Source organism: Pseudomonas sp. A-B-19 (assembly GCF_019947515.1).
Taxonomy (GTDB): domain Bacteria; phylum Pseudomonadota; class Gammaproteobacteria; order Pseudomonadales; family Pseudomonadaceae; genus Aquipseudomonas.
Genome location: NZ_JAGYGN010000032.1, coordinates 19,974 through 33,015, shown reverse-complemented (window position 1 = coordinate 33,015; position 13,042 = coordinate 19,974). Strand labels below are relative to the sequence as shown.

Below are 13,042 nucleotides of genomic sequence, written 5' to 3'. Positions count from 1 at the left end.
TCACCGCCGCGTTGTCGCCTTAAAGCGAGCCAGGCAAGGCGCAGGCCGCTGGGAATGGTTGTTCCCTTTCCAAGGCGTGCAACGCAGCCTGGCTCGCTTTAAGGCACAACCCGAAGGGCCGGGCCTGCTGTTGTGCAGGGCTGCGTTGCTCGAAGCTTATTTGGAATGACCAAACCACGCTTCTCGCGCCTTGCCCTGCACAACAGCAGACCCGGCGCGGCGGTGAAATCAACTGAGAACGCCCCCTAAGTGTAAGCCACCTGCGCGAAAGTCGCTCAGCAAACCCAGGTGGCGGTGTTGGGTTGGTCCAGGTGCCTGGCCAGATAGATCGCAAATTCACGGCGGGGAATGGCTCGGGCGCCCAGGCTGTGCAGGTGGTCGGTAGGCATCTGGCAATCGATCAGCACGAAGCCCGAGTCTTTCAGATGCCGCACCAGTGTGGCAAAACCGAATTTCGAGGCGTTGTCAGCGAGGCTGAACATGGACTCGCCGAAAAACAACTGGCCCATCGCCAGCCCGTACAAGCCGCCGACCAGTTCATCCCCGTCCCACACTTCCACCGAGTGCGCATGCCCGCGCCTGTGCAACTCGATATAGGCGTCCTGCATGGCCTCGGTGATCCAGGTGCCGTCGGCGTAATCCCGGGGCGCGGCACAGGCGCGGATGACGGCGGCGAAGTCCTCGTCAAAGGTCACTTGATAGCGTTGCTGGCGCAGCAGTTTGTTCAGGCTGCGCGAGACGTGCAATTCGTCGGGAAACAAAACCGTGCGCGGATCCGGCGACCACCAGAGAATCGGCTGGCCTTCGGAAAACCACGGGAAACAGCCGTGGCGATAAGCCGAGATCAGCCGATCGGCGGACAGATCGCCACCGGCAGCCAGAAGCCCGTTGGGGTCGCGCATGGCCTTTTCCAGCGGTGGGAACTGCAAGGTATTGCGTTGTAACCAAGTCAGCATGGCATCCGGGCTTGCAGAAGGGGAGGGCAGTGGCGGGCTTTGGCCCGCCATAAAGTTTGCCTTTAAACGGCAGGAATGTCGTCGAGGTATTTTTCGGCGTCCAGCGCCGCCATGCAACCGGCCCCGGCAGACGTAACGGCCTGGCGATAAACGTGGTCAGCCACGTCACCGGCGGCGAACACACCTGCAATCGCCGTAGCGGTGGCATCGCCTTCGCTGCCACCCTTGACCAGCAGATACCCGTCGCGCATCTCCAGTTGGCCCGTGAACAGGTCGGTGTTGGGTTTATGGCCGATGGCGATAAATACCCCGGCCAGTGGCAGTTCCCTGGTTTCGCCGGTATGGCTGTCCCGCAGGCGGGCGCCGGTCACGCCGCTGGCATCGCCGAGCACTTCATCCAGATTCTGGTTCCAGTGCAGGCGGACATTGCCGTTGGCGGCCTTTTCGAAGAGTTTGTCCTGGAGGATCTTCTCCGAGCGCAGCTTGTCGCGCCGATGGATCAGGTGCACTTCCTTGGCGATGTTCGACAGGTACAAAGCTTCCTCGACCGCGGTGTTACCGCCACCGACCACCGCAACCACCTGATCGCGATAGAAAAATCCATCACAGGTCGCGCATGCTGAAACCCCTTTGCCAGCAAACCTTTCTTCCGACGGCAGACCCAGGTATTGCGCAGAAGCGCCGGTGGCAATGATCAGTGCGTCGCAGGTGTAGGTCGCGCCATCGCCGATCAGTTCGAACGGCCGTTGTTGCAACTTGGCGGTATGGATGTGGTCGTAAATGATCTCGGTGGCAAAGCGCTCGGCGTGTTTTTGCATACGGTCCATCAGGACCGGTCCGGTCAGGCCTTCGACGTCGCCTGGCCAGTTATCCACCTCGACGGTGGTAGTGAGCTGGCCACCTGCCTGTATGCCGGTAATGACAACGGGCTTGAGGTTGGCGCGGGCGGCATAAACGGCTGCGCTGTAACCTGCGGGGCCGGAGCCCAGGATAATCAGGCGTGAATGCTTCGCTTCGCTCATAAAAACACCTCATAAGCCTTTGTCACAAAAGAGAATGCATGCTCAAATTGAACGGCATGTCATGCGCTGTTGACTATGCTACACCCAAGGGGCTCAAGCATGGCGTCGTGCGTACAAACCCGTACAATGCCCTGCGTGCTGGATATATTCAGTGCGTGCCATATTTATAAAAACCGGGGCGCAGTGTTAAAAGTAGTCCCGGTTACACGTGTTAACTTTTTTACCTGCCTGGATTGGGCGGTTTTTTGGCAGTTTTTATAGACATTCACCAGATGGACGCGCCCATGGCGCAGGAATAGAAGCGTTTTGAAGAAATCCACCGCAGCACCTAAACCAGCCGTCGTTCCGCTCTGGCGCCAGCACTTGCACTACCGACTCAAGGAAGGTGCGCTGATCGCCATCGGTGCCTTGTGCCTGTTCCTGATGATGGCCTTGTTGACCTATGGCAAGGATGATCCGGGCTGGAGTCATAACAGCAAGATCGACGACGTGCAGAACTTCGGCGGGCCAGCGGGCTCCTACAGCGCCGATATCCTGTTCATGGTGCTGGGTTACTTCGCCTACATCTTCCCGTTGCTGCTGGCCATCAAGGCGTACCAGATCTTCCGCCAGCGTCACGAACCGTGGCAGTGGAGCGGCTGGCTGTTCTCCTGGCGTCTGATCGGCCTGGTGTTCCTGGTGCTGTCGGGCGCCGCTCTGGCCCATATCCATTTCCATGCCGCGACCGGTCTGCCGGCCGGCGCAGGCGGTGCGCTGGGCGAAAGCCTCGGCGACCTGGCCAGGAATGCCCTGAATATCCAGGGCAGCACGCTGTTGTTCATTGCGTTGTTCCTGTTCGGCCTGACGGTGTTTACCGACCTGTCGTGGTTCAAGGTGATGGACATCACCGGCAAGATCACCCTCGATCTGTTTGAGCTGTTCCAGGGCGCGGCCAATCGCTGGTGGGCGGCCCGTACCGAACGCAAACAGCTGGTCGCCCAGTTGCGTGAAGTCGACGACCGCATGGATGTAGTGGTTGCGCCGACCGTCACCGACAAACGCGAGCAGGCCAAGGTCAAGGAACGCCTGATCGAGCGTGAGCAAGCCCTGAGCAAGCACATGTCCGAGCGCGAGAAACAGGTGCCGCCGGTGATTGCGCCCGCGCCACCCAAGCCGGCCGCACCGAGCAAACGCGTCGAAAAAGAGAAACAGGCGCCGCTGTTCGTCGACAGCGCCGTGGAAGGCACCTTGCCGCCGATCTCGATTCTCGATCCGGCGGAAAAGAAGCAGCTCAATTACTCGCCTGAATCCCTGGCGGCGGTTGGCCACCTGCTGGAAATCAAGCTCAAGGAATTCGGCGTTGAAGTTGCAGTGGACTCGATTCACCCGGGGCCGGTGATTACCCGTTACGAAATCCAGCCGGCGGCCGGCGTCAAGGTCAGCCGTATTTCCAACCTGGCCAAAGACCTGGCCCGCTCCCTGGCCGTGACCAGCGTGCGCGTGGTGGAAGTGATACCGGGCAAGACCACCGTCGGTATCGAAATTCCCAACGAAGACCGGCAGATCGTGCGTTTCTCCGAGGTGTTGTCGACCCCCGAGTACGACAACTTCAAATCCCCGGTCACCCTGGCCCTGGGTCACGACATCGGCGGCAAGCCGGTCATCACCGACCTGGCGAAAATGCCGCACTTGCTGGTGGCCGGTACCACCGGTTCCGGTAAGTCGGTGGGTGTGAACGCGATGATCCTGTCGATCCTGTTCAAGTCCGGCCCGGAAGACGCCAAGCTGATCATGATCGACCCGAAAATGCTCGAACTGTCGATCTATGAAGGCATTCCGCACCTGCTGTGCCCGGTGGTCACCGACATGAAGGACGCCGCCAACGCCCTGCGCTGGAGCGTCGCCGAAATGGAGCGGCGCTACAAGCTGATGGCCAAGATGGGCGTGCGAAACCTGGCGGGCTTCAACGCCAAGGTCAAGGAGGCACAGGACGCCGGCGAGCCGTTGAGCGACCCGCTGTACAAGCGCGAAAGCATCCACGACGAAGCGCCGCTGCTGCAAAAGCTGCCGACCATCGTGGTGGTGGTCGACGAATTCGCCGACATGATGATGATCGTCGGCAAAAAGGTTGAGGAACTGATCGCCCGTATCGCCCAGAAGGCGCGGGCGGCCGGTATCCACCTGATTCTTGCGACCCAGCGTCCGTCGGTAGACGTGATCACCGGTCTGATCAAGGCCAACATCCCGACCCGTATGGCGTTCCAGGTATCGAGCAAGATTGACTCGCGGACCATCATCGACCAGGGCGGTGCCGAACAACTGCTGGGCCACGGTGACATGTTGTACATGCCGCCGGGTACCAGCCTGCCGATTCGTGTCCACGGTGCTTTCGTGTCCGACGATGAGGTTCACCGCGTGGTGGAAGCCTGGAAGCTGCGGGGCGCGCCGGAATACAACGACGACATTCTCAATGGCGTCGAAGAGGCGGGCAGCGGCTTCGAAGGCAGCAGCGGTGGCGGCGACGGTGACGATCCCGAGGCCGACGCGCTGTACGATGAAGCCGTGCAGTTCGTGCTGGAAAGCCGTCGCGCCTCCATTTCCGCGGTTCAGCGCAAGCTGAAGATCGGCTACAACCGCGCCGCGCGCATGATCGAAGCCATGGAAATGGCCGGGGTCGTGACGTCCATGAACACCAACGGTTCGCGCGAAGTCCTGGCCCCGGGCCCGGTGCGCGACTGACCCGAGCATGAAAGGGGTGGCGCCCATTGGCGCCGCCCGCACTCCCACGAATGTTATGAGGACTCCCATGCGTCTGATCCGCATGCTGTTGCTGCCGGTACTGGCTTTGACCACGCTCCAGGCTAACGCCGATGAGAAGGACGTGGCGCGCTTGACCCAACTGCTGGAAAAATCCAAGACGTTGACGGCCAACTTTTCGCAGCTGACCCTCGACGGCAGCGGCACCCAGTTGCAGGAAACCAGCGGCGACATGACGCTGCAGCGCCCGGGCCTGTTCTACTGGCACACTAATGCGCCGGCCGAGCAGACCATGGTATCCGACGGCAAGAAAGTCACTCTGTGGGATCCGGATCTGGAGCAGGCGACGATCAAGAAGCTGGACGAGCGTCTGACCCAGACCCCGGCTCTGCTGTTGTCCGGTGACGTGTCGAAGATCAGCCAGAGTTTCGACATCACCGCGAAAGAAGCGGGTGGCGTGATCGACTTCACCTTGAAGCCGAAAACCAAGGACACTCTGTTCGACAACCTGCGTCTGTCGTTCCGCAACGGTCTGCTCAACGACATGCAACTGATCGACAGCGTCGGCCAACGCACCAACATCCTGTTCACCGGGGTGAAGGCCAACGAAGCAGTGCCAGCGTCCAGGTTCAAGTTCGACATCCCTAAAGGTGCCGACGTAATTCAGGAATAAAACGCAGAACCCTGTACCTGTAGGAGCGATGTTCAATTGAGGTTTCAGAGGTAGTGATGGATCTGTTTCGCAGCACCCCCATCGCTCAGCCCTTGGCCGCCCGCCTGCGCGCGGCCAATCTGGACGAGTACGTCGGCCAGGAACACGTGCTCGCTCGTGGCAAGCCCCTGCGCGAAGCGCTGGAGCAGGGTGCCCTGCATTCGATGATTTTCTGGGGCCCGCCGGGCGTGGGCAAAACCACCCTGGCGCGGTTGCTCGCGGAAGTTTCGGACGCGCACTTCGAAACGGTCTCGGCGGTGCTGGCCGGGGTCAAGGAGATCCGTCAGGCGGTGGAAATCGCCAAGCAGCAGGCCGCGCAGTACGGCCGCCGCACGATTCTGTTCGTCGACGAAGTGCATCGCTTCAACAAGTCCCAGCAGGACGCGTTCCTGCCCTATGTCGAAGACGGCACGCTGATTTTCATCGGTGCGACCACGGAAAACCCCTCGTTCGAGCTCAATAACGCCTTGCTGTCGCGGGCGCGCGTCTATGTGCTCAAAAGCCTCGACGAAGCGGCCCTGCGCAAACTGGTGCAGCGCGCACTGACCGAAGAGCGTGGCCTGGGCAAGCGCAACCTGACCCTCAGCGACGAAGGCTTCCAGATGCTGCTGTCGGCCGCCGATGGCGATGGCCGGCGCCTGCTCAACCTGCTGGAAAACGCCTCGGACCTGGCTGAAGACAACAGCGAAATCGGCACCGATCTGCTGCAAAGTCTGCTCGGCGATACCCGCCGGCGGTTCGACAAGGGCGGCGAAGCGTTCTACGACCAGATCTCCGCGTTGCACAAGTCGGTCCGCGGTTCCAACCCGGACGGCGCCTTGTACTGGTTCGCCCGGATGATCGACGGTGGTTGCGATCCACTGTACCTGGCCCGGCGCGTGGTGCGCATGGCCAGCGAAGACATCGGCAATGCCGACCCGCGCGCCCTGAGCCTGTGCCTGGCGGCCTGGGAAGTGCAGGAACGCCTCGGCAGCCCCGAAGGCGAACTGGCGGTGGCCCAGGCCATCACCTATCTGGCCTGCGCGCCGAAAAGCAACGCGGTGTACATGGGCTTCAAGACTGCACTGCGTGCCGCCGCCGAGCACGGTTCGCTGGAAGTGCCGCTGCACCTGCGTAACGCGCCGACCAAGCTTATGAAGCAATTGGGCTACGGCGATGAATATCGTTATGCCCACGATGAGCCGGACGCCTACGCCGCCGGAGAAGACTATTTCCCGGAAGAACTCGATCCGATCCCGTTCTATCAGCCCGTGCCCCGTGGCCTGGAATTGAAGATCGGCGAAAAGCTCAATCACCTGGCGAAACTCGACCGTTCAAGCCCCCGGCAGCGGAGAAAATAGTGCTTCCAGCGATCATTGCGGTTTCCGTCGGCGGGATGGCCGGCACTCTGTTGCGCTTTGCCGCGGGCAACTGGATCAACGCGAATTGTCCACGGCACTTCTATACCGCGACGCTGGCCGTTAATATCGTGGGCTGTTTGCTGATCGGTGTTCTATACGGTCTGTTTTTGATACGTCCGGAGGTGTCTTTCGAGATTCGCGCCGGGTTGATCGTTGGCTTCCTCGGGGGGCTGACGACTTTTTCATCCTTTTCACTGGATACGGTGCGCCTGCTGGAAAGCGGGCAGGTGCCGCTGGCCCTGGGCTATGCGGCGCTCAGCGTATTCGGCGGGCTACTTGCCACCTGGGCCGGCCTGTCCTTGACCAAACTTTGATAAACGAGAAACCGACATGCTCGATTCCAAACTGTTACGTAGCCACCTTCAGGACGTAGCGGACCGCCTGGCATCCCGTGGCTATGCCCTGGACGTCGCGCGCATCGAAGCGCTGGAAGAACAGCGCAAGACCGTCCAGACCCGCACCGAAGCACTGCAGGCTGAACGTAATGCACGTTCCAAATCCATCGGTCAGGCCAAGCAGCGCGGCGAAGACATCGCGCCGCTGATGGCGGACGTCGAGCGCATGGCGGGCGAATTGAGTGCCGGTAAAGTCGAACTGGACTCGATCCAGAGCGAACTGGACTCGATCTTGCTGGGTATTCCTAATTTGCCCCACGAATCGGTGCCGGTTGGCGATGACGAAGACGGCAACGTCGAAGTGCGCCGCTGGGGCACGCCGACTGCGTTCGATTTCCCGGTTCAGGACCATGTGGCCCTGGGCGAGAAGTTCGGCTGGCTGGACTTCGAAACCGCCGCCAAGCTGTCCGGCGCCCGTTTCGCCCTGTTGCGCGGCCCGATCGCCCGTCTGCACCGCGCCCTGGCGCAGTTCATGATCAACCTGCACGTCACCGAGCATGGCTACGAAGAGGCCTATACGCCTTATCTGGTCCAGGCGCCGGCGCTGCAAGGCACCGGTCAACTGCCGAAGTTCGAAGAAGACCTGTTCAAGATTGCGCGCGAAGGCGAAGCCGACCTGTATCTGATCCCGACCGCCGAAGTGTCGCTGACCAACATCGTCGCCGGCGAAATCGTCGATTCGAAACTGCTGCCGATCAAATTCGTTGCCCACACGCCGTGCTTTCGCAGCGAAGCCGGCGCTTCGGGCCGCGACACCCGCGGCATGATCCGCCAGCACCAGTTCGACAAGGTTGAAATGGTGCAGATCGTCGAGCCAGCGAAATCCATGGAAGCGCTGGAAGGCCTGACCGCCAACGCCGAGAAAGTCCTGCAACTGCTGGAACTGCCTTACCGCACCCTGGCCCTGTGCACCGGCGACATGGGCTTCAGCGCGGTCAAGACTTACGACCTGGAAGTGTGGATCCCGAGCCAGGACAAGTACCGCGAAATCTCGTCGTGCTCCAACTGCGGCGACTTCCAGGCCCGTCGCATGCAAGCGCGTTTCCGCAACCCGGAAACCGGCAAGCCGGAACTGGTGCACACCCTGAACGGCTCCGGCCTGGCGGTGGGTCGTACCCTGGTCGCGGTGCTCGAGAACTATCAGCAGGCCGACGGTTCGATCCGCGTGCCTGAAGTCCTCAAGCCGTACATGGGTGGCCTCGAGGTCATCGGCTAAATGAACTATCTGCCGCTGTTCCATAACCTTCGCGGCAGTCGTGTGTTGGTTGTCGGCGGGGGGGAGATTGCCTTGCGCAAATCCCGCTTGCTGGCCGATGCCGGTGCGCTGCTGCGGGTGGTTGCACCTGAAATCGAAGCCCAACTGCGCGAACTGGTTGTCGGCAGCGGTGGCGAGTGCCTGTTGCGTGGCTACGCCGAAACGGACCTGGACGGTTGCGGGCTGATCATTGCCGCCACCGACGACGAAGCGCTGAACGCACAAGTCTCCGCTGATGCCCATCGGCGTTGCGTGCCGGTCAACGTGGTGGACGCGCCGGCCCTGTGCAGCGTGATCTTCCCGGCCATCGTCGACCGTTCGCCACTGATCATCGCGGTGTCCAGCGGCGGCGATGCGCCGGTGCTGGCACGTTTGATCCGCGCCAAGATCGAAACCTGGATTCCTTCCACCTACGGTCACCTGGCCGGTTTGGCGGCGCGTTTCCGTCATCAGGTCAAAGGCCTGTTTCCGGATGTGCAGCAGCGTCGGGCGTTCTGGGAAGATGTTTTCCAGGGCCCGATTGCCGACCGGCAACTGGCCGGGCAGGGCGCTGAAGCCGAGCGCTTGTTGCAGGCGAAGATCGATGGCCAGGCACCAGTGGCGACCGGCGAAGTCTATCTGGTGGGCGCAGGGCCAGGTGATCCCGATCTGCTGACGTTCAAGGCATTGCGTTTGATGCAGCAGGCCGACGTAGTGCTATACGACCGCCTGGTGGCGCCAGCGATTATCGAACTGTGCCGTCGCGACGCCGAGCGGGTTTACGTCGGCAAGCGCCGTGCCGATCACGCGGTGCCACAGGATCAGATCAACCAGCAATTGGTGGATCTGGCCAGGCAAGGCAAACGTGTGGTGCGATTGAAGGGCGGTGATCCGTTCATCTTCGGTCGTGGTGGTGAAGAGATCGAAGAACTGGCGGCACAGGGCATCCCGTTCCAGGTCGTGCCGGGGATCACGGCGGCCAGCGGTTGCGCGGCCTACGCCGGGATTCCGCTGACCCACCGCGATTATGCGCAGTCGGTACGCTTTGTCACCGGGCACCTGAAGGACGGTTCCACCGATTTGCCCTGGGCCGATCTGGTGGCCCCGGCGCAAACCCTGGTGTTCTACATGGGGCTGGTGGGCTTGCCGATCATTTGCGAGCAGTTGATCAAGCATGGTCGCGGTGCCGATACCCCGGCAGCGTTGATCCAGCAGGGCACCACGGTCAACCAGCGGGTGTTTACCGGCACCCTGGCGGACCTGCCACGGCTGGTGGCGGAGCATGAAGTGCATGCGCCGACATTGGTGATCGTGGGTGAAGTGGTGCAACTGCGCGAGAAACTGGCGTGGTTCGAAGGGGCTCAGGGGCAGGTCTAGAGACCGAGTCGGTCGAGCGCGACCCCGGCCCATCGCGAGCAAGCTCGCTCCCACAGGGGATTTGTGAACGACACAGATCCAATGTGGGAGCGAGCTTGCTCGCGATGGGGCCTTCAAAACCTGCACAAATCTCAGGCTCTGCGCCAAACCCCTTTCCCGCTCAACCGCTCCCGGTCATGGGGCGCGGTGAAGTCCTGCGCCGGCCCTTTGGGCACCACACCCGTCGGGTTGATGGTGCGGTGGCTGGCGTAGTAGTGGTGCTTGATGTGGGTGAAGTCCACCGTCTCGGCAACCCCCGGCCACTGATAGATTTCCCGCAGCCAGTTCGACAGATTCGGATAATCGGCGATCCGCCGCAGATTGCACTTGAAGTGTCCGTAGTACACCGCATCGAAGCGAATCAGCGTGGTGAACAGGCGGATGTCCGCCTCGGTCAGGTACTCGCCGGCCAGATAGCGGTTGGCGCCCAGTAGCAACTCCAGGCGGTCCAGTTCGGCAAACACATCATCGAAGGCTTGTTCATAAGCCTGTTGCGAGGTGGCAAAGCCGGCGCGGTACACGCCATTGTTCACCGCCGGATAAATCCGCTCGTTCAATGCATCGATCTCACCGCGTAGCGGCGCCGGGTAGAAGTCCAGGTCGTTACCGGTCAAATCATCGAAGGCACCATTGAACATGCGGATGATTTCCGATGATTCATTGCTGACGATGCGTTTTTGCCGTTTGTCCCACAGCACCGGCACAGTGACGCGGCCGGTGTAGTCGGCGGTGTCGGCAGTGTAGCGCTGGTGCATGAAGTCGAAGTGATCGAGCTTGTCGCCGGTAGAGCCCAGGTTCTGGTCGAAGGTCCAGCCGTTTTCCAGCATCAGCCAACTGACCACCGAAACGTCGATCAGGTTTTCCAGGCCTTTGAGTTTGCGCAGGATCAGTGTGCGATGAGCCCACGGACAGGCCAGGGACACGTACAGGTGATAGCGCCCGGGTTCGGCCGCAAAACCACCGACGCCGGTGGGTCCCGGTTTACCATCAGCGGTCAGCCAGTGGCGACGCTGCGCCTGTTCACGCTGGAAAGCGCCGTCCTTGCTGCTTTCGTACCACTTGTCCTGCCAGCGGCCATCAACTAACAATCCCATGTTCAAGACTCCAGAAACCCATAATCGTTGGGGTTGAGTCTATTCCGATGAGTTCGAACAAAAAGCGCAAAGATCGGGCGCAAATGATCGATTAAATCGATTTGTCCCGCGCCGCCCAGTATTTTTCAGCGGTTTCGAAGGCCTGTTCGCGGCTCTGGCCCAGGCCACGCAGGGCCAGGGCCATGGTCGAGATCAGGGCCATTTGCGGGTAGCTGTCGACCACATCACCACGCCACACCGCTTTCAAGTGCTCGGGATCAAGCGATGCGGGTTTGACGTGACGCTGCGCGGACAACTGCGGCCATTCCTCGTCCCAGCTCTCGCCGCCGGTGGTGCCGTACAGGTGGCTGTCGGCGTCCGGGTTGATCTCGATTTCGCCGCCATCGCCCTTGATCACGATGGCGGTATCGCCGAGCAGTCCGCTGGCGTCGCGATGTACGGCCTGATAACCCGGGTGGAAAATACTCTGCAGGCCGCAACGGGCGCCCAGCGGATTGAGGATCCGCGCCAGCGAGTGGATTGGCGAGCGCAGGCCCAGGGTGTTGCGCAGGTCGATCATGCGTTGCAGCTGTGGCGCCCAGTCCATCAATGGCATGAACGCCAGCCCGCCGTTATCCAACGCCTCGCCAACCTGCTGCCAATTGCGGCACAGCGGGATGTTCAACTCGCCCAACAATTGCTCGCTGTACAGCCGGCCGGCCGTGTGGGCACCGCCGCCATGCATGAAAATCCGCACGCCGTTTTGCGCCAGGCACTTGGCCGCCAACAGATACCACGGCAGGTGCCGTTTCTTGCCGGCGTAGGTCGGCCAGTCCAGATCCACTGCCAGCGCCGGAGGATTCAGGCGCTCACGCAAGGCTTCAGTGAACCCGGCCATTTCCTCGGCGCTTTCTTCTTTGTGTCGCAACAACATCAGAAACGCGCCGAGCTGGGTTTGCTCGATCTTTTCATCGAGCACCATGCCCATGGCCTCACGGGCCTCGACCCGGGTCAGGTCACGGGCGCCGCGCTTGCCTTTGCCAAGGATCCGCACGAATTGGGCGAACGGATGCTCGGCGGGCGTTTCGAGTGTCAGTGCTGGGTAATCGGTCATAAGCAATTCGTCGGTTTGGGCAGGCCCGCCAGTTTCGCGGCGAGTTTGGCGGGAGTGCCTTTGAACAGTCGGTTCAGGTGCAGGCTGTTGCCTTTTTCCGGGCCGAGTTTCAGGGCGGTGTACTTGATCAAAGGGCGGGTGGCCGGCGACAGCTGGAATTCGGCGTAGAAACTGCGCAACAGTTCGAGGACTTCCCAGTGTTCGGGTGTCAACTCAATGTCTTCGGCAGCCGCCAGGGCACTGGCCACATCGGCTGACCAGTCACTCAGTTCGACCAGGAAACCGTCCTTGTCCAGTTCGATGGCTCGGGCGCCGACCGTCAATGCATTCATAGCCAACTGTTGACCTTGTCGTAGTGAGTCGACAGTTCGACGAAGGCCGGGTAATCGATGGCGCGAGCCCAGTCTGGAACCGCAAGCGCACGGGCCTGGGCATCTTCGGCCAGGACGAACAACTTCAGGCCGCGTGCACTGAGCGCCGTGAACGGTGCGGTGCCTGGCTGCAGCGCATAGGCGGCATCTCCGGACAGCAGCAACCCGTCGTTGGCGCCGATCACGCGCAGGCAACTGGTCAGGCGTTCGTCGCCGAACGGGGAATGAGACAACACATGCAAAGTCGACATCAGAGGGTGATCACCTGGTCGTAACGGTCAATGAGGGCGGTGATTTCGTGGGCGGCCAACACTTGGGCTTCTTCCAGCGACAGGCCGTCCGGATCCAGGCCACGCTGGGCGATACTGTCGCCACAGGCAAACAGTTCCTCGACACCGAACATCGGCAGGGCTTGCAGATTGGCGCTCAGGTCTTTCTGTTGCAGTGCCTTGGCGTTCTGGCCGGCGGCCAACTGGAACACGCCGTCATCGAGAAACAACAGGCCGATCGGCAGATCGAAGGCACCCCCGGCCAGCACGATATCCAGTGCTTCCCGCGCGCCCGGGCCGGACCAGGGCGACTGGCGGCTGATGATCAACAAGGATTTGGCCAT

13 protein-coding genes are annotated in these 13,042 nt (G+C 61.3%); 6 read left to right on the top strand and 7 right to left on the bottom strand.

The window, feature by feature from the left end; genetic code table 11:
- Positions 1-275: 275 nt before the first annotated feature.
- Entirely contained in the window at positions 276-956 is a 681-nt protein-coding gene (gene aat / locus KGA81_RS25880; RefSeq protein WP_223549785.1) for a leucyl/phenylalanyl-tRNA--protein transferase, read from the bottom strand.
- 62 nt (positions 957-1,018) lie between these two features.
- Positions 1,019-1,978 (bottom strand): thioredoxin-disulfide reductase, encoded by a 960-nt coding sequence (gene trxB, locus KGA81_RS25875; protein ID WP_223549783.1) that lies wholly within the window; start codon positions 1,976-1,978, stop codon positions 1,019-1,021.
- 306 nt (positions 1,979-2,284) lie between these two features.
- Here trxB and KGA81_RS25870 point away from each other — a divergent pair, with 306 nt between their 5' ends.
- The 6 genes from KGA81_RS25870 to cysG all read left to right on the top strand — a co-directional run bounded on the left by KGA81_RS25870 (position 2,285) and on the right by cysG (position 9,832).
- Positions 2,285-4,696, top strand: a complete 2,412-nt coding sequence (locus KGA81_RS25870; protein ID WP_223549781.1) for a DNA translocase FtsK — start codon at positions 2,285-2,287, stop codon at positions 4,694-4,696.
- Positions 4,697-4,763: 67 nt separating this feature from the next.
- Positions 4,764-5,387: an outer membrane lipoprotein chaperone LolA gene (lolA, locus tag KGA81_RS25865; protein ID WP_223549779.1), complete on the top strand. Its 624-nt coding sequence runs from the start codon at positions 4,764-4,766 to the stop codon at positions 5,385-5,387.
- A 56-nt stretch (positions 5,388-5,443) separates the two neighbouring features.
- Positions 5,444-6,766, top strand: a complete 1,323-nt coding sequence (locus tag KGA81_RS25860; protein WP_223549777.1) for a replication-associated recombination protein A — start codon at positions 5,444-5,446, stop codon at positions 6,764-6,766.
- Positions 6,766-7,140 carry a fluoride efflux transporter CrcB gene (gene crcB, locus KGA81_RS25855; RefSeq protein WP_223549775.1) on the top strand — a complete coding sequence of 125 codons (375 nt, stop codon included), beginning with the start codon at positions 6,766-6,768 and terminating at the stop codon, positions 7,138-7,140. Before KGA81_RS25860 ends, crcB begins: the two co-directional genes overlap by 1 nt.
- 16 nt (positions 7,141-7,156) lie before the next feature.
- Complete coding sequence (gene serS, locus KGA81_RS25850; RefSeq protein WP_223549773.1) at positions 7,157-8,437, top strand: serine--tRNA ligase; 1,281 nt, start codon at positions 7,157-7,159, stop codon at positions 8,435-8,437.
- Positions 8,438-9,832, top strand: a complete 1,395-nt coding sequence (gene cysG / locus KGA81_RS25845) for a siroheme synthase CysG (RefSeq protein ID WP_223549771.1) — start codon at positions 8,438-8,440, stop codon at positions 9,830-9,832.
- Positions 9,833-9,963: 131 nt separating this feature from the next.
- Here cysG and KGA81_RS25840 read toward each other — a convergent pair whose 3' ends face one another.
- From KGA81_RS25840 to tusC, 5 genes are all read right to left on the bottom strand, one after another.
- Entirely contained in the window at positions 9,964-10,965 is a 1,002-nt protein-coding gene (locus KGA81_RS25840; protein ID WP_223549770.1) for a glutathione S-transferase family protein, read from the bottom strand.
- A gap of 91 nt (positions 10,966-11,056) precedes the next feature.
- Positions 11,057-12,058, bottom strand: coding sequence for a glycosyl transferase family protein (locus KGA81_RS25835; RefSeq protein ID WP_223549768.1), 1,002 nt, complete (start codon positions 12,056-12,058; stop codon positions 11,057-11,059).
- On the bottom strand, positions 12,055-12,390 hold the full coding sequence (locus KGA81_RS25830; RefSeq protein ID WP_046037873.1) for a TusE/DsrC/DsvC family sulfur relay protein: 336 nt from the start codon (positions 12,388-12,390) through the stop codon (positions 12,055-12,057). Before KGA81_RS25830 ends, KGA81_RS25835 begins: the two co-directional genes overlap by 4 nt.
- Positions 12,387-12,680, bottom strand: a complete 294-nt coding sequence (gene tusB / locus KGA81_RS25825; protein ID WP_223549766.1) for a sulfurtransferase complex subunit TusB — start codon at positions 12,678-12,680, stop codon at positions 12,387-12,389. The genes KGA81_RS25830 and tusB overlap by 4 nt, the downstream gene beginning before the upstream one ends.
- Positions 12,680-13,042, bottom strand: coding sequence for a sulfurtransferase complex subunit TusC (gene tusC, locus KGA81_RS25820; RefSeq protein ID WP_223549764.1), 363 nt, complete (start codon positions 13,040-13,042; stop codon positions 12,680-12,682). Before tusC ends, tusB begins: the two co-directional genes overlap by 1 nt.